This is a genomic window from Acinetobacter sp. (assembly GCF_045628685.1).
In the GTDB taxonomy this organism is placed as follows: Bacteria; Pseudomonadota; Gammaproteobacteria; order Pseudomonadales; family Moraxellaceae; genus Acinetobacter.
Window position 1 is genome coordinate 25,895 of the sequence record NZ_JAZQPV010000127.1, and the last position, 16,854, is coordinate 42,748.

Annotated in this window: 15 protein-coding genes; 7 read left to right on the forward strand and 8 right to left on the reverse strand. The window is 40.9% G+C overall.

Annotation, left to right across the window (positions count from 1 at the left end; genetic code table 11):
- Positions 1-146 precede the first annotated feature (146 nt).
- The 4 genes from ACKI4H_RS16320 (at position 147) to ACKI4H_RS16335 (ending at position 3,066) form a co-directional block, all read left to right on the forward strand.
- Positions 147-665, forward strand: coding sequence for a hypothetical protein (locus ACKI4H_RS16320; protein ID WP_407307698.1), 519 nt, complete (start codon positions 147-149; stop codon positions 663-665).
- A 63-nt stretch (positions 666-728) separates the two neighbouring features.
- Positions 729-2,045: a hypothetical protein gene (locus tag ACKI4H_RS16325; protein WP_407307577.1), complete on the forward strand. Its 1,317-nt coding sequence runs from the start codon at positions 729-731 to the stop codon at positions 2,043-2,045.
- An 82-nt stretch (positions 2,046-2,127) separates the two neighbouring features.
- Positions 2,128-2,787, forward strand: a complete 660-nt coding sequence (gene adk, locus ACKI4H_RS16330; RefSeq protein ID WP_407307579.1) for an adenylate kinase — start codon at positions 2,128-2,130, stop codon at positions 2,785-2,787.
- A gap of 96 nt (positions 2,788-2,883) precedes the next feature.
- Entirely contained in the window at positions 2,884-3,066 is a 183-nt protein-coding gene (locus ACKI4H_RS16335; protein WP_407307581.1) for a hypothetical protein, read from the forward strand.
- A 2-nt stretch (positions 3,067-3,068) separates the two neighbouring features.
- Here ACKI4H_RS16335 and nth read toward each other — a convergent pair whose 3' ends face one another.
- Both nth and ACKI4H_RS16345 read right to left on the reverse strand, forming a co-directional pair.
- Positions 3,069-3,764: an endonuclease III gene (gene nth / locus ACKI4H_RS16340; RefSeq protein ID WP_407307583.1), complete on the reverse strand. Its 696-nt coding sequence runs from the start codon at positions 3,762-3,764 to the stop codon at positions 3,069-3,071.
- 3 nt (positions 3,765-3,767) lie between these two features.
- Positions 3,768-4,562 carry an RnfABCDGE type electron transport complex subunit B gene (locus tag ACKI4H_RS16345; RefSeq protein ID WP_407307585.1) on the reverse strand — a complete coding sequence of 265 codons (795 nt, stop codon included), beginning with the start codon at positions 4,560-4,562 and terminating at the stop codon, positions 3,768-3,770.
- A gap of 346 nt (positions 4,563-4,908) precedes the next feature.
- Between ACKI4H_RS16345 and gdhA the strand changes: the two genes are divergently transcribed.
- A complete protein-coding gene (gene gdhA / locus ACKI4H_RS16350) occupies positions 4,909-6,255 on the forward strand; it encodes an NADP-specific glutamate dehydrogenase (RefSeq protein ID WP_407307587.1) in 1,347 nt (448 codons plus the stop codon).
- Between the two features lie 69 nt (positions 6,256-6,324).
- Here the strand turns inward: gdhA and ACKI4H_RS16355 are convergent, their stop codons facing one another.
- From ACKI4H_RS16355 to rlmH, 3 genes are all read right to left on the reverse strand, one after another.
- Positions 6,325-7,089, reverse strand: a complete 765-nt coding sequence (locus ACKI4H_RS16355) for a DUF4377 domain-containing protein (RefSeq protein ID WP_407307589.1) — start codon at positions 7,087-7,089, stop codon at positions 6,325-6,327.
- Positions 7,090-7,226: 137 nt separating this feature from the next.
- Positions 7,227-8,003, reverse strand: coding sequence for a dioxygenase (locus ACKI4H_RS16360; protein ID WP_407307591.1), 777 nt, complete (start codon positions 8,001-8,003; stop codon positions 7,227-7,229).
- Between the two features lie 214 nt (positions 8,004-8,217).
- Positions 8,218-8,700, reverse strand: coding sequence for a 23S rRNA (pseudouridine(1915)-N(3))-methyltransferase RlmH (gene rlmH / locus ACKI4H_RS16365; RefSeq protein ID WP_407307593.1), 483 nt, complete (start codon positions 8,698-8,700; stop codon positions 8,218-8,220).
- Between the two features lie 155 nt (positions 8,701-8,855).
- Between rlmH and ACKI4H_RS16370 the strand changes: the two genes are divergently transcribed.
- Entirely contained in the window at positions 8,856-9,803 is a 948-nt protein-coding gene (locus tag ACKI4H_RS16370; protein WP_407307595.1) for a M28 family peptidase, read from the forward strand.
- Between the two features lie 258 nt (positions 9,804-10,061).
- On the opposite strand, the gene lon is transcribed toward ACKI4H_RS16370, so the two are convergent.
- From lon to ACKI4H_RS16385, 3 genes are all read right to left on the reverse strand, one after another.
- Positions 10,062-12,488, reverse strand: coding sequence for an endopeptidase La (lon, locus tag ACKI4H_RS16375; protein ID WP_407307597.1), 2,427 nt, complete (start codon positions 12,486-12,488; stop codon positions 10,062-10,064).
- Positions 12,489-12,634: 146 nt separating this feature from the next.
- Positions 12,635-13,222 (reverse strand): 5-formyltetrahydrofolate cyclo-ligase, encoded by a 588-nt coding sequence (locus tag ACKI4H_RS16380; RefSeq protein ID WP_407307599.1) that lies wholly within the window; start codon positions 13,220-13,222, stop codon positions 12,635-12,637.
- A gap of 48 nt (positions 13,223-13,270) precedes the next feature.
- Positions 13,271-13,651 carry a MerR family transcriptional regulator gene (locus tag ACKI4H_RS16385; RefSeq protein ID WP_407307601.1) on the reverse strand — a complete coding sequence of 127 codons (381 nt, stop codon included), beginning with the start codon at positions 13,649-13,651 and terminating at the stop codon, positions 13,271-13,273.
- Between the two features lie 83 nt (positions 13,652-13,734).
- On the opposite strand from ACKI4H_RS16385, the gene ACKI4H_RS16390 reads away from it, so the two are divergent.
- Positions 13,735-16,776 carry a heavy metal translocating P-type ATPase gene (locus tag ACKI4H_RS16390; RefSeq protein ID WP_407307603.1) on the forward strand — a complete coding sequence of 1,014 codons (3,042 nt, stop codon included), beginning with the start codon at positions 13,735-13,737 and terminating at the stop codon, positions 16,774-16,776.
- The last annotated feature ends 78 nt before the right edge of the window (positions 16,777-16,854 follow it).

Genomic DNA, 16,854 nt, shown 5'->3' on the forward strand with positions numbered 1-16,854 from the left:
AGTGTTGCACTGGTTTAGCTTAAACTTTGACTTTACAGACATTAAAATTGTAAAGTGCAGTATATAAGAGTTCTGCTAATTCTGCTAAAGTCAAAATTGAAAAAAGGACTGTATTAAAAATAAAATTAGGGACAACGATGAAAATAATCACAAAAGCATCTTCTTTGTTGGCATTTTTTGTGCTCGCAAATGTAGCTCATGCACAAGATAATCCGTATTTACCAGAAGCAAAATTAACGCCTGAAAGTGCAAAAGCCTGGAATGTTGGGGCTGGTTTTACACAAAAATTAGTTCATGTAAATGCAGAATGGGTCAATCCGTATGGAATCGCCTATGCAAAAGCTGGAGTCTTCCTGAATGATGACAAAAATCCAGGGGCACAAGTGGGCTTTCGTTATCCCTATCACCTGACAGGTAAGGATAAAAATGGTTATTATTTAGGTGTTTATGCTGGACATATTGAAAGTAGATCTGTAGATAATGAATACGAAGGAAGACTGGGTGCAGGTGTAGATCTCGCCTATGTTCTGTTAAGCAAGGAACGGATTAGTAGTTTTAGTATCGGCATTGGTGCCGGTGAAGAGCTAGAAGATAGAAATGGCAAGGTGGTCGCTGAAACAGAGCCGAGAATACAATTCTCCTATACTCTAAGCATCGGTTTATAGTGAAAATGTTCAGTTTTATACGATTTAGTATTGGGTGATTAAAAATTAAAATGGATATTATGCATGCTTGAGTACGTCAACGAATTGTGGCAAACCTTCTTGAAACGCCCAGATTTCTGGGCAGTACTTAGCATTATTCCTGTAACTGCTTTTGTCACTTGGGCACATGTGTGGATGGCGCTTAAAATGGTCTTTTATCCCATTACATTTTGGGGATTCTATTTAGGTTCATTACCCATTGGGTGGCAGGGCATTGTGCCGCGGAAAGCCGGGCGTATTTCAGGGATTATCACTGATAATACCTTATCTAAACTAGGTTCATTGCGTGAGTTTTTGGATGCGATGGATCCCGAAGATATGGCGCGGATCATTGGTGAACAGGTTGGATTTGAACTTGAACACATCATTGATGAGATGATGATTGACCGCAATGCAGTGTTTTGGGAAAATTTACCTTATTCGATTAAACGCCGTATTTATGCTCAGGCACACAAGCAGTTGCCAGGTATCTTAAGAGAACTTGTGACCGAACTGACCATGAACGTCGAGTCACTTGTGGATATGCGGGAAATGGTGGTGCGCCAAATGGAAGGTGATCGCCGATTAATGGTGAATATGTTTCTGAAAGTAGGTCAGAAAGAGATCAACTTTATTTGGCATATTAGTGCGTTAATCGGGATGTTCTTTGGTATCATTCAGATGATTGTCTGGTTTGTTGTACCTTGGCATTGGACTGTACCATTTTGGGCAGCGATTTGGGGTTTTTTGACCAACTGGATTGCGATCTGGATGGTATTTAATCCACTTGAGCCGCATTATGTCCGTTATCCGCAATTCTTTGAATTGACCAAGAATCGCAAGTTCCCTTGGGTGAAACCTGTAATTCCACGTATTGGCACCTACAATATTCAGGGCGCGTTTATGAAACGCCAGGAAGAAGTGTCAGATGTATTTGCACGTGTAGTCACGGAAGACCTAATTACGTTAAAATCGATCATGACTGAGATGATGTATGGGGGGAAAAAAAATAAAACTCGCCGTATTGTTAAACGTCATATTAACGAAATTATGGAAACACCTTTGGTTAGAACGTCTTTACAGCTCTCATTAGGGCCAAAAGAGTACGCAAAACTCAAGACGGACTTGATCGATCGCTCAATTGAAATTACGATGGTACCTGTATGCGACCCTGCCTTTAATGCGAGCCGTGCACAGAAAATCTATCAAATGTTTAAAGACCGTATTCTAGAACTCACCCCAAGAGAGTTTCAGAATTTATTACGTCCTGCTTTTCAGGAAGACGAATGGATTTTGATTGTCCTGGGTGGCGTAACTGGATTTATAGCGGGTACAATCCATTTGTTTGTGGCTTTCTTATAATTAGATGCTGGACTGAATGTTGAATCAATAGATTTGACCTGAACAAAGTGTCATATACATTGTTAAATGAGGATGTTTTTTTATGCGCATTATATTACTCGGACCACCTGGAGCAGGTAAAGGTACACAGGCTCAGTTGATCTGTAAGCGCTACAATGTCCCACAAATTTCAACCGGTGATATGCTCCGTGCTGCAATTCGTGAAGGAACTGAATTAGGTCTACAAGCTAAATCTGTCATGGACAATGGCGGCTTGGTATCTGATGAGTTAATCATTGGTTTGGTTAAAGAACGTATTGCTCAGCCTGATTGTGTAAACGGCTGCATTTTTGATGGTTTCCCACGCACCATTCCTCAAGCAGAAGCTTTGGAAAGTGAAGGTATTAATATCGACCACGTGATCGAAATTGATGTGCCTGATGAAGAAATCGTGCAACGCCTTTCAGGTCGTCGTCAGCACGCAGCTTCTGGTCGCATTTATCATACTGTTTACAACCCACCTAAAGTGGAAGGTAAAGATGATGAAACTGGCGAAGATTTGGTTCAGCGTCCAGATGACCAGGAAGAAACGATTCGTAAACGTTTGGGTTCATATCACACTGAAACTGAACAATTGGTCGGTTTCTATCAAGGTCGTGCAGTGTCTGGTGAAAATGCACCGACTTATAACAAATTGAATGGTCTTCGTCCGATTGAAGAAGTTCAAGCCGATTTGTTCGCGATTTTAGATCAATCAAAATAATTCGTATGCCTAGTGCAGCGAATGTTTTGACATTAAAAGAGTCCTAAGTCATATTAGGGCTCTTTTAATTTGTACGCTTTTTTTGAGGACCAACACTTGCTAAAAATTGGCTTAATTGCATTGATGATTTTTTTTGGTATTGTAGTATTGGCTTTAATGGTGCAAAGTTTTAAATTCTTGCGCCGCGTAGAAAAACAGGAAGCTACAGAAAAGAAAAATAGCCAACCCGAGCGTCAGCTACATCCTAAACTACAACAGAAAAATAAAGACAAACACTGAATTTAGATTTTATCTTCAATCATTTTTACCGGAATACTTTTCGCTGCGCCAAATTCAAAACGGTCTGGCCATTGGCATACATCTGCGACCACACATTCATAGCATTTCGGCTTGCGGGCAACACAGGTATAACGACCATGTAAAATCAGCCAGTGATGCGAGTCAATCATAAATTCTTTAGGAATTACCTTGACCAGTCGATGTTCAACTTCTAGCACATTTTTGCCAATGGCCAGACCCGTCCGGTTGCTTACGCGAAAAATATGGGTATCTACGGCCATAGTCGGCTGACCAAAGGCCGTATTCAGTACTACGTTTGCGGTTTTACGTCCAACACCGGGCAGGGCTTCCAGATCAGTACGGTTATTCGGTACGACACTGTTATGCTTCTCTATCAGTATTTTGCAGGCCTTGATGATATTTTCAGCTTTGGCGTTATATAGGCCAATGGTTTTAATATATTGCTTCAAGCTATCAACACCAAGTGCATAAACGGCTTCAGGTGTATTGGCAACAGGGAACAATTTGTCCGTGGCTTTATTCACGCTGACATCGGTTGCTTGCGCAGAAAGTGTTACAGCCACTAAAAGTTCAAAAGGGCTGGTGTAATTCAGTTCGGTTTTCGGGTGGGGTCTTTGTTCACGTAATCGCTCAAAAAATACCTGAATTTGTTTTTTAGTCATATTCTTTACAGGCATTCTTTAGGCTCCTTGCAAAACATTAAGCTGTTGGTTAAGTTCATCTAATTGTAGACGTTTTTTTGTATCTTCACGCACACTAAGCTGTTTTTCCAATTTTTTGATTTGTGTACGAATTTTTGCAAGTTCGATGGTAGATTTGGCATCTAAATGGACTGTTGGTTTGGCTTCAGTCTGGGTAATTACAATATCTGGAACACTGTCATTTTGTGCAGAAAACTGAGCAAATAATGCAGTATCGATATTGGCACGCACCACTGGACCTTTACGGTTTAAACCTCGTTTTTCTTCACGATGAATATGTGAATAGTAACGATTTCGCAAGTCATTTTGTTCCACAATCCGCATGGTTTCATCAGGCACTGCATGATGGTCTGCAATCAGATCAATACAGTCGACCGGGCAAGGGGGAATGCACAATTCGCAACCTGTACACAGGTCGGTCAAAATGCTGTGCATGAGTTTACCCGAGCCAATAATGGCATCCACAGGGCAGGCACTAATACATTTGGTACAACCGATACATTCATCTTCGCGAATAATGGCTTTCATGCGTTGCGGACGGCCATCACTTTGAATTGGCCAAATGCTTTCTTCGGCTTTTAGCTTGGCACGACCCAATAAACTGGCTAAGGCATCGGCAACGGGCTGACCGCCAGGGACACATTTATTTGCTTCTTCACCCTCGCTGACTGCTTTTGCATAAGGTAGACATCCATCCCGATGACCACATAAGCCACATTGGGTTTGAGGAAGGAGAGCATCAATATTTTGGATGAGAGCAAGTTGCGAATTCATGAGTAGACCATGCCTGCTGAAGAACATAGCAGCATACAGAAAAGAGAATTAAAACGATGGGAACGATTTTAGCATGATTTCTGTGTTTAATCTTATGCCCGAAATTGGAGCGATAAGCGCATTATTATTGGGCGAAAAAAAGAAAAAACAGTAACATTACATCACTCTAGCGACAAGATAAAAATTAGTTATAATTAAAATAAATATATGTTATTAAATATTATTTAAGTTTTTTTAAAAAAAGGTATTGTGCTATGGTTACAAAAGCTATTTAATATTTTGCGCCAAAAATTATCATTTATTGAAAATTTGACCAATTTTGATCCATCTTTCTGCTGAGGATTAAGTGTTGAAATATAACAGCCTTAACGACTTTCTAGATTACGTTAAATCACGTGATGCACATCAACCTGAATTTCTACAAGCTGTAGAAGAAGTAATGACTAGCCTTTGGCCGTTCATTGAAAAGAACCCAGAGTATGCTGATCATGGTTTACTTGAACGCTTGGTTGAGCCAGAACGTGCGATTCAATTCCGTGTTTCTTGGGTTGATGACAAAGGCCAAACACATGTCAACCGTGCATTCCGTGTACAGTACAATTCAGCAATCGGTCCATTCAAAGGTGGAATGCGTTTCCACCCATCGGTGAACCTTTCAATTCTTAAATTCTTAGGTTTTGAACAGACGTTTAAAAATGCCTTAACTACACTCCCTATGGGTGGTGGTAAAGGTGGTTCAGACTTCGACCCTAAAGGGAAGTCTGAAGGCGAAATCATGCGTTTTTGCCAAGCGCTGATGATTGAACTTTATCGTCACCTCGGTTCAAATACCGATATTCCTGCTGGTGATATTGGTGTAGGTGGCCGTGAAGTGGGTTACATGGCTGGCATGATGAAAAAGTTGAGTAATGACACTGCTTGTGTATTCACAGGTAAAGGTCTGACCTTCGGTGGTTCATTGGCTCGTCCGGAAGCAACCGGCTTTGGTACTGTATATTTCGCTGAGGAAATGCTGAAAACTCGTGGCGAAAGCTTCAAAGATAAAGTGGTAACGATTTCAGGTTCTGGTAACGTCGCTCAATATGCTGCTGAAAAAGCAATGTATTTGGGTGCAAAAGTAGTTTCACTTTCTGACTCTGCCGGTACTGTTTATGTGAAAGATGGTTTCACTGAAGCGCTTCTTGCTGAAGTCATGGAACTTAAAAACGTTAAACGTGGTCGTATTTCGGAATTTGCCTCTAAACACGGTTTTGAATACTTTGAAGGCAAGCGCCCTTGGTCAATCAAATGTGATATCGCACTTCCATGTGCAACTCAAAATGAGTTAGAGGGTGATGATGCGGCTGCTCTTCTTGCAAACGGTGTAATTTGTGTTGCTGAAGGTGCAAACATGCCATCTACTTTAGAAGCTGTTGAGAAATTCGTTGAAGCGAAAATTCTTTATGCGCCAGGTAAAGCATCAAATGCCGGTGGTGTTGCAACCTCAGGTCTTGAAATGTCTCAAAATGCGATTCGTTTAGGTTGGACTTTTGAAGAAGTTGACGAACGTCTACATGCAATCATGAAAGAAATTCACCGCAACTGTGTTAAATACGGTACTAAAGAAGATGGTTCGGTAAACTATGTTGATGGTGCAAACATTGCGGGCTTCGTAAAAGTTGCTGATGCGATGTTGGCTCAAGGCGTATTCTAAGAATATATTTTCAGATATAAAAAAACCGAGGCGATGGCCTCGGTTTTTTTATATCTGAAACAAGCAAAATTATTTTACAGTTGCACGTTCTACAGTCATGTCATGTACATACGCATATTTAGACTGATCGGCTGCCGGATTTTTAATTTCATAACGCTTCACACGAATCACCTGGCGTTCAGCTGGATTATGTTCAAAACCTTCAATCTTGTCGTAGAATAAAGTCCAGTCTTTATCCACTTGGGTTTTTATACCACTGTCGTTGTATTTGATTTCCCGGACGAGTAAACATGTTTGCGCGATTACACCCGTACATGCTTTAGTTTCAGGTGAAATTTCCAGAAAAATGATTTCCGCCTGAGCATTATATTTTGTTTCTGGAGTCATTTTTCCAGTAAAGACATATTTTTGACCTGTGGCTGAAATGATCGTCAATGTTGGATTTTGTGAATCTTTTAAATCTAATACAAAAGGTGCTTTGCGATTATCGAATAAATCTTTAGCTACTCTTTCTTGTTCCATGGCATTGGTTTCACATGCCATTTGGGTGGCCATTAAATTATCTGTCACTATTTGATTATTTTCTATCTTCCAGCTGGCTCCCATACCATTGCAGCTGGTAGCAATGCCAAGACGCCCCTTATCATCAAAATTGAGTACCAACGGTTTAGGTGCAGTACCAGTAGGAGTACTCCATTGATAAGAGGCAAGGGTCTTGTCTGCATTTTGTTGTAATACGGACACAGCAACATCTCCAACTTTGTGGATATCACCAGATTGACAGGCTGCAAGCGTAAGTGGGAAAAGGGCAATCGCTAAAAATTTAAGTTTCATTTAAAAGTACTTGGTTTTGAAGAATTTTTAGTAGAATACCGGATAAAGCTTCAAACAATATGGATACATTCTGATGCATTAAGTATCAAAATGTATCCATAACTATTTTTTGTTAATTATGAATGAAAATTCATGAATTAGTCGAAACGATAAATATCCATACCGAGGGAACCCATACTGAAACTGCTGTGCACGATACTAAATCGATGACCTGTTCCCATGGCAAAGAAGAGTGGTGCGAAGTGTTCTAAGCTTGGATGATTACGTTCTATATAAGGAATATTTGGCCAATCCAGTATTGCTTCATAATCGTCATGGTTTAGTTTGCTGACTACATAATTGCGAAAGGTGGATGCCCATTCAGGTACTTCAGCAGATTCGCCACGCCAAGCCAGCTCTGCAAGGTTATGGGTAATGCTACCCGAACCAATAATCAACACCTGTTTTTCACGCAAGGGAGCCAGTGTTTGACCAATTTTATAAATATCTTCAGCAGACATGTTGATGGGTAACGAGATTTCTACTACCGGAATAGCTGCATCTGGATACATATGCAGCAATGGCATCCAGACCCCATGATCACGTGGGCGAGTACTATTGGCATGTGCAGCCAAGCCTGCATTGGCTAAAAGATGCAGAATTTCTTCAGCCAGCTCGGGCTGTCCTGGCGCAGGGTAGCGCATTTCATAAAGTTCAGCGGGAAAGCCACGGAAGTCATGCCAGGTTTCAGGACGTACACTGCTACTGACTTCTAGCGCATTACTTTCCCAGTGTGCCGACATCACCACAATCGCTTCAGGTTTAGGTAAATTCACACTTAAGCGCTCTAAAGCCGGCCCTACTTGCTCTGGATTAAGCGCAAGCATGGGAGATCCATGTGAAATAAATAAACCGGGTAAAGTTTGTAAATTCATGATGATGCGCCTAATTCAAATAATATTGACTGGAATGATGATACTTATGATGCCAAAAAGGAGATATAGAATAAATGGATTTTATTTCAACATGTTGTTGCATAAATGCAACGATGAGAAAATACATTCGATCATCTTCTCATCAAGATTAAACACTGACAATGACGCTATTTCAGTTTTGTGAAAACTAAAATGAATCATTTGAGCTGTTGATTTAACCTGCACGATGGTAAGGATGATTATTGTTAATGCTCATTGCGCGGTATAGCTGCTCAATCAGCATCACTCGTACCATCGGGTGAGGCAGGGTCAGCTTCGATAATGACCAGTGCCATGCAGCGGCTTTACGCACTGCCTCAGAGTGGCCATCTGGACCGCCAATCGCTAAAACTACATCGTTGCCTTCAAGCATCCATCCTTTCATGGTTTCAGCCAGTTTTTCGGTACTGAATTCCTTGCCGCCGACTTCAAGTGCAATCAGGATTTCATTGTGCTTAAGTGCGTTCAGAATGCTGTCACCTTCAATCTGACGATATTTTAAAATATCTGCTTCCGAATCATTTTTCCCGCGTTTTGCCATGGGTAATTCAATAATCTGGGTTTGCACAAAAGGCTGGATACGTTTGAAGTAATCTTCAAAACCAGTGAGGACCCAAGCTGGCATTTTTTGACCGATGGTAATAATACGGATTTTCATAAGATTCGATGATTTTAAAGTCGTCTTTATTATAAACGTTAAAACGGATTTTACTTATTTTGCGCAACAAATTGAAATTGAAAAGTCGTACGAGATGCTGCTTTAATCTTCAGCAATGGATTAAAGACCAATAATAAAAAGGAATAAATAATTAAATGAGATTAAAAAATGGTCTAAATTTAAGCTTATTGTTGAGTACATTCCTTTGCATTATTTTTTTTAATTCTTCATCTTGGGCAGTATCTAACGTGACACTGGCGAGTACCGATAATTTAAAAGTCTATCTGGAGCAAATTATCGGTCAGCAGGGGTATCGGAATTATAAGAATACCGCAGAATTACACCGTGTTTCTGCATGGATCAAAGAACAGATGCGTCTGTTTGGTATTCCATGCCAGTATCAAAACTATTCGGTGAATGGTTTGGGGTATCGTAATGTGGTGTGTACTTTAAGGTCCGGTCATTCTGGTAAAGTGATTGTCGGGGCGCATTATGACGTATTTGGTGAGCAGCAAGGCGCTGATGATAATGCTTCCGGTGTTGCGGGGGTGATTGAAACTGCACGTATTCTGGCACAGCAAAAATCTCAGCTCACCAATAATGTGGATTTTGTATTTTATACCTTGCAAGAACGGCCATTTTTCAAAACCGAGCATATGGGAAGTTATGTACATGCCAAATCGGTAAAAGCACAAAAGAATAAAATTCACGGGGTCTATATTTTAGAAATGATTGGCTACTATGATGAAAATTTGGTGCAGCAATATCCGTTGGGTTTAAAGTGGTTGTATCCAAGCCATGGCAATTTTATTGCAGCTGTAGGTAATCTAAAGTCTTATGGTTTGGGGGCAAAGTATTGTCAATCGATGCAGATGTTGAATCGTTTAGAGTGCCAAAGAATGGTTAAACTTTGGTTTGTTTCAGCAATGGAATTTTCTGATCATGTAAATTATTGGAAGTTCGGAATTCCGGCAATAATGATTACGGATACGGCTTCTTTTCGAAATAAGTATTACCATAGCAAGAGAGATACTTTAAAAACACTGAATATTGAAAAAATGGCCAATGTAGTCGATGGGCTGGTGTATAGCCTGAGGTTTTAATCTGAGTAATAAAAAACTAATTAATAAAAAACGCAGCCCCTAATGAAGACTGGGACTGCGATCAAAAGGTCATCCACCTGGAGATGTAGATGACCATTCACATAACTTGTTAATCAGAAACATACAGTGCATCTGTGTCTATCTAATAATAATTGAGGGCTCGAGCTACATTTTTCAAGCATATGCTTTATTAATATAATAAAACTTTTCATCATAAAAAAAGAGAGCCGAAGCTCTCTTTTTTGTATCGAAATGCGATTAATGACGCGCAGCTTTGCTTTCTTCAACCGGTTTTACAATCGGATTTTTAGGTAAAGGTTTTGGCGTTTCGGTTAAAGCCAATGGCAAGATATCATCGATACTCTTCACTGCTTTAATTTCAAGGCCTGCTTTCACGTTGTCTGGAATTTCCACCAAGTCACGGACGTTTTCTTGAGGGATAAACACCAGTTTAATGCCACCGCGATGTGCTGCTAAAAGTTTCTCTTTTAAGCCACCAATACGCATTGCACGACCGCTCAGATTGGTTTCACCTGTCATGGCGATATCTGCGCGAACTGGAATGCCAGTGAAGGCAGAAATCAAGGCAGTTGTTAATGCCAAACCTGCAGATGGACCATCTTTCGGGGTTGCGCCCTCAGGTAAATGCACATGGATGTCGGTTTCTTCAAATCTTGAAGCCTCAATCCCCAGTGCATCTGCACGGGTACGAACCACAGTCATTGCTGCAGTAATAGATTCTTTCATAACATCACCGAGTGAACCGGTGGTAATGAACTTACCTTTACCTTTAACCGCTGCAACCTCAATGGAAAGCAATTCACCACCGACCGATGTCCACGCCAAGCCATTTACACGACCTACTTGCGGCTCTTCTTCTGCCATACCGAAGTCGAACTTATGTACACCCAGATAATCAGGCAAGTTTTCAGCCGTCACATCGATATGCAAGTTTTTGGCTTTTTTACTTACCGCTTCTTTCACAACTTTACGTGCAATTTTTGAGACTTCACGCTCAAGGCTACGTACACCTGCTTCACGCGTGTAGCGACGTACGATGTCACGAATTGCCTCTTCATGAATAGTCAATTCTTTAGCACGTAAACCGTTGTCCTTAATGGCTTTAGGAACCAGGTAACGCTCAGCAATATTGACTTTTTCCTCTTCGGTGTAACCTGGTAGACGAATCACTTCCATACGGTCAAGCAATGCTTCAGGAATATTCATGCTGTTTGCAGTACAGATGAACATCACTTCAGAAAGGTCAAGATCAAGATCTAAATAGTGATCATTAAACTTACTGTTTTGTGATGGATCAAGTACTTCAAGCAAAGCAGAAGCAGGGTCGCCACGGTAGTCTTGTGCCATCTTGTCAATTTCATCGAGCAAGAACAGAGGGTTCTTCACGCCTACTTTTGTCAATGACTGTACTATTTTACCCGGCATCGCACCGATATAAGTACGACGGTGACCACGGATTTCCGCTTCGTCACGCACACCACCTAAAGCCATACGTACAAATTCACGACCTGTGGCTTTGGCAATCGATTCACCGAGTGAAGTTTTACCTACCCCTGGAGGACCAACCAGGCAAAGAATCGGACCTTTAAGTTTTTTAACGCGCGATTGAACAGCCAGGTATTCAACAATACGTTGTTTAACTTCATCCAGACCATAGTGGTCAGCATCCAATATCTCTTGTGCCTTGTTCAGGTTAATGCTGACTTTGCTGGCTTTATTCCAAGGCGTATCTAAAATCGCCTCAATATAATTGCGCACCACAGCAGCTTCACTTGAAGCAGGTTGCATTGCTTTAAGCTTACGGAATTCAGATTCCGCTTTTTTACGCACGTGTTCTGGTAAATCAGCTTCTTCAAGACGACGTTCAATTTCTACAACATCATCTTCAGCACCGCCATTCATGTCAGAAAGTTCGCGCTGAATCACCTTCATTTTTTCATTCAGGAAATATTCGCGCTGGTTTTTCTCCATTTGGCGTTTTACTGAATCATGCAAAGTTTGTTCAATCTGTTGTTCTTCAGATTGTTGTAACAAATAAGTCATGAGCTCAGTCAAATGTGCTTCAAAGTCATCATGTTCCAAGAACTTTTGTTTTACATCAATGTTCAATGGGACACGAGTAGCGACGAAGAACAACAGTTGCAATAAATCATCAATTTTATTTGCAGCAGTAATCAATTCACGTGCATTACGTAATTTTGCTTCTGCATATTGGGCAAATAAAACGCGAAGTTCTTGCACACGTGTTTCTTGAGAGTCAGCTTCAATATTAACCGTCATTGGGCTAATTGCATGTTCAGCTGATAAATAATCATCATTATCAATGATTTTTACCAGTTTAGAACGCTGTAAACCCTCGATTAATACTTTGATACAGTTTTCATCATTTTCATGATTCACAACTTGCACAATCTTCGCGACAGTACCATATTGATATAAGTTGTCGTGATCAATTTCTTCTGTAAGAGAATCTTGTTGTGCAACTACAAATACAAGATTGTCACTGTTACGAGCCACGTCAACTGCTTTGATCGATTTTTCACGACCTACAAATAACGCAATTTGCATGTGTGGATAAACCACCACATCTCGTAGCGCTAAAAGTGGTAATACGCTTGGAACCTGTGTAGCTAAGGTTTCTTGATTCATAATAATTTCAGACATGGGCACTCCTAATGAGTAACAATGGTGTTGCCATATTTTTATAGTGAAGTGTATTTCAAAAATTACAAGGGCCGGGTCAATGAAAATGTATAAAAAATGAGTAAATATTTGATTTTAAAGTATTCCTAGAGGTTAAAAATACCAGTTTAACGTTTGAAATGTAAATATTTTGAAGGTGTGATTAAAGCATCTAGCGGTTGATCCCAGGTTTCACGATGTAAACGTTGCTCCATCAACTGAAAGTCATGCGCAATCCCTAAACGAAAAGGTTTCTTGCCCGCACTGGCCAAGGTTTTATCATAGAAACCGCCACCCATACCGATGCGTGTGCCATAGATGTCACAAGCGAGTAAGGGCATGATTAACAGGTCGAGTTTAGACACATGTAAGCCGCGACCAGCCATGGGTTCTTTCATACCCAAAGGGTGATATGAGAATCGATTATTTCGATATTGCTGGGGGGTAATTTTAACCCACTGCAATTGCTGGTTCATAGTGCAAATCGTCGGCAGATAAACTTGTTTATGCTGTTTAAAACAATATTCAATGATGTGTTTGGTCTCAATTTCCCCAAAAGCATGCAAGTAAACGCCAATTTTTTTTGAGTGTTGAAATGCTTTAAGGCGTATTAGCTGGTTCAATACCTGTTGTTGCGCTTGCTTTTGTGCAAAAGGGGAAACAGCTCTACGTTGATGTCTAAGTTGTTCGCGTAAAATTTTTAAATCCACTGACATTGCTTATTTGTCCCCAAAAAATATAAAAATATTCATCGTGGATGCAGTTTAACTGTTTTTGAGTTCTTTCAAAATTGGACAACCGCTTTGATTTGTTGTTTTACATTCGTTGATCCAACTGTTTAAACGGGATTTTAACGCCTGCAATTCCTGAATTCTTTGATCAATTTTCTCTAATCGTTGTTCAATGACATGCCGAACTTGTTCGCGATCATCGAGTTGAAGCTGCAGTAATTCCTGTATTTCACTAAGCTGCAAACCTGCATCTTTACCTTTTTGAATAAAGCTTAATGTTTCAATGTCTTTGTCATTGTAATAACGGTAACTCTGGGTAGTTTCAGGCACACGCATTAAACCGATGCGTTGATAATAGCGAATGGTTTCCACATTGACATGACACTGTTTGGCCAGTTTTCCTATGGTGAGCATAAAACATCCTCAATATGACTTGACTCTGTACCTGGGTACAGACTTTATGCTAACACAATGAAATAATAAAACAGGTGAGTCGGATGAATGAGCAACAAAAATCTTCCTGCTGTGCAAAACAGGATTCAGCCTTTGAATTAGTGAAAGTTGATCCGGTCTGTGGAATGAATGTTTCGGAAAGTTCAGAACATTCTTTTAAATATTGTGGGAAAAAATATTTATTTTGTTGTGAGGGCTGCAAACAAAAGTTTATTAAAAATCCTGAAGCTTACCTTCAAGAAACCAAGCCTGGATCAGGCTGTGGCTGTTCCAGTAAAGCCAAAGTAGCAGCACCATCTTCATGGGGTGGTAGTCAAAAAGCTGAAGCACAGCAATATATTGATCCGGTTTGTGAGATGACCGTGACAGATTTGTTCAAACCGCATACTGAATATTCAGGACAACTTTATTATTTTTGTTGTCAGGGCTGTTTGAATAAATTTCGGGCCAATCCTGAACAGTATTTAGTAAAAGAATCCTCTAAAACTTCGGGCTGCGGTTGGGCGTCGAACTCAAAAGTAGACGAAAAGAAGAGTTGTTGTAAAGAAGCAGATCAAATCTCTGGATCAAATCCGCAAACAGTCACAGACCCAGTCTGTGGCATGCAGGTTAAAACGGATTCGAAATATCATCACCAATATGAAGAACAGGACTATTACTTCTGTTCGGAAAGCTGTCTGAATAAATTTAATCAGCAGCCTGAGCAATATCTGCAAAGCAATCAGAAAACCTCTGGTTGTTGTGGTTCACAAGTAAAAGCGGAAGTAGAGGAAGACAAAAAATCCAACTGTTGTGGCGGAGCACATCCTTCATCATCTGGTTCAGAGAGCGACCCCGTGTGTGGCATGTCGGTAGATACTTCTACCGATTTAAAAACACAGTATCAGGGTAAAACTTATTATTTCTGTAATCCTTCCTGCCTAGACAAGTTTAAGGCTGATCCTGAATTTTATTTGATTCCAGCCGATCAGCGACCTGTATCTGAAGGAATGGCGGACATGGATTATACCTGTCCCATGGACCCTGAAATTGTACAAAAAGGACCGGGAACCTGTCCCATCTGCGGGATGGCTTTAGAACCGATGCAACCGAGTTTAAATGATGCACCGAATCCTGAACTGGTCGATTTTAGTCATCGTTTCTGGATGACTTTGCCGCTTACTTTAATCGTTTTTGTATTGGCGATGGGTTCGCATATTCATGCCTTTATTCCGCAGCATATTCAGCAGTGGATTGAACTGGTATTGTCCATTCCTGTCATCCTTTGGGCGGGGAAACCTTTCATTGAGCGTTGCTGGACATCTTATAAAACACGCAACCTGAACATGTGGAGTTTAATTGGTGTCGGGGTACTGGCAGCCTTTATTTACAGTGTGATTGCGACCGTTTTTCCATCCCTGATTCCTATGCAAGCCAAAACGGGTCATGGGGTAGCTGTCTATTTTGAAGCGGCGTGCATGATTGTGTCCTTGAGTTTGCTTGGGCAAATCATGGAATTAAAAGCACGTGCCAAAACTGCGGATTCGTTAAAATCATTGCTAAAATTGCAACCGCATACTGCAAAGTTGGTGCAGCATGACCAAGTGGTTGAAGTTGATATCGCTAGTGTCAAGCAGGGGGATATTCTACAAATTTCTTCAGGTGATCACATTCCACTGGATGGTATTGTAGTGGAAGGCAAAACCTATGTGGATGAAGCGATGATGACCGGTGAGCCTGTACCGGTCAAAAAAGAAGTGGGTGACCGTGTGATTGGTGGTACGGTCAATCAGCAGGGCAGTATTCGCATTCAAACTACGGCAGTCGGTGTCAATACGACCTTGGCTAAAATGATTCAAATTGTGGCGGAGGCGCAACGTTCCAGAGCGCCGTTGCAACGTCTCGCCGATGTATTTGCCAAGTATTTTGTTATTGTCGTTTTAGCCATCAGTATTTTGACCTTTATTGCCTGGATGGTCTTTGGCCAAGCACAGTTTGACTTGGCGTTGATGTGCGCAGTGACTGTACTTATTATTGCCTGTCCATGTGCTTTAGGTTTGGCAACGCCCATGTCGGTTATGGCAACCACAGGTCGTGCAGCACAAAATGGCGTATTGTTTAAAGATGCTGAAGCGATTGAAGCCTTAAGCAAAATCACCACTCTAATTATTGATAAAACCGGAACCTTGACCGAAGGTAGACCGAGTCTGAAAGAAATTAAATTGTTTGCAGATACAGTACAACAGGCGCAAGTGGAACAATGGATTGCCTCAATCGAACAGTACTCTACTCATCCGATTGCACAGACTTTGACCAAATTGGTTCCTCATCATCAACTGATTAAAGTTAATGATTTTGAAGATGTCACAGGCTTTGGGGTTAAAGGGCAGATTGAAAATCAAATCCTCTATGTGGGCAGTCAAAAACTGCTTGATCAACTGGGATTAAAACTGAATACAACTATTCAGGCACAACTTGATCAGCAACGATCTAAAGGTAATGTGATTAGTTTCTTGGCCAATGAGCACGAAGTTTTGGCCTATATCTCGATTCATGATGCGATTAAACATAATGCACACCAAGTAATTGACCAACTGATTGCCGATGGTATTGATGTGGTAATGGCAACAGGTGACCATGAACAGAATGCCAAACTAGTCGCGGCAGAATTGGGTATTCAGCATGTTTATGGCAACTGTACCCCGACTGAAAAGTTAGACATTGTGAAAAAATATCAAGCTCAAGGGAAAGTTGTGGCAATGGCCGGGGATGGCATTAATGATGCACCTGCACTTGCGCAGGCCAATGTCGGAATTGCGATGGGGAATGGAACCGATATTGCCAAACAAACGGCACAAGTGACTTTGGTCAAAGGCGATATTCGCGGTGTGGCCGATGCCATTCATATGGCGAAACTGGGGGTGAAAAACATGAAGCAGAACCTTGCGTTCTCTTTTGTATATAACGGTTTGGGCGTTCCTGTTGCGGCAGGTATTTTCTACCCTTTGACCGGATTATTATTGACCCCGATGTTTGCAGCATTGGCCATGTCCCTCAGTTCTTTATCTGTGGTGATTAATGCCCTACGTTTGCAAAAGTCTGAATAATTAAAATTGAATTGTTAAGAGTATACCCAAGATGAAAATCTTGGGTACTTTCATATATTATATTGAAAGTTCAGGCTT

Coding starts and splice junctions, on each gene's coding strand:
- ACKI4H_RS16325 (WP_407307577.1), top strand. CDS start 729: ATGCTTGAGTACGTCAACGAATTGTGGCAAACCTTCTTGAAACGCCCA.
- adk (WP_407307579.1), top strand. CDS start 2,128: ATGCGCATTATATTACTCGGACCACCTGGAGCAGGTAAAGGTACACAG.
- nth (WP_407307583.1), bottom strand. CDS start 3,764: ATGCCTGTAAAGAATATGACTAAAAAACAAATTCAGGTATTTTTTGAG.
- ACKI4H_RS16345 (WP_407307585.1), bottom strand. CDS start 4,562: ATGAATTCGCAACTTGCTCTCATCCAAAATATTGATGCTCTCCTTCCT.
- ACKI4H_RS16355 (WP_407307589.1), bottom strand. CDS start 7,089: ATGAAACTTAAATTTTTAGCGATTGCCCTTTTCCCACTTACGCTTGCA.
- ACKI4H_RS16360 (WP_407307591.1), bottom strand. CDS start 8,003: ATGAATTTACAAACTTTACCCGGTTTATTTATTTCACATGGATCTCCC.
- rlmH (WP_407307593.1), bottom strand. CDS start 8,700: ATGAAAATCCGTATTATTACCATCGGTCAAAAAATGCCAGCTTGGGTC.
- ACKI4H_RS16370 (WP_407307595.1), top strand. CDS start 8,856: ATGAGATTAAAAAATGGTCTAAATTTAAGCTTATTGTTGAGTACATTC.
- lon (WP_407307597.1), bottom strand. CDS start 12,488: ATGTCTGAAATTATTATGAATCAAGAAACCTTAGCTACACAGGTTCCA.
- ACKI4H_RS16380 (WP_407307599.1), bottom strand. CDS start 13,222: ATGTCAGTGGATTTAAAAATTTTACGCGAACAACTTAGACATCAACGT.
- ACKI4H_RS16385 (WP_407307601.1), bottom strand. CDS start 13,651: ATGCTCACCATAGGAAAACTGGCCAAACAGTGTCATGTCAATGTGGAA.
- ACKI4H_RS16390 (WP_407307603.1), top strand. CDS start 13,735: ATGAATGAGCAACAAAAATCTTCCTGCTGTGCAAAACAGGATTCAGCC.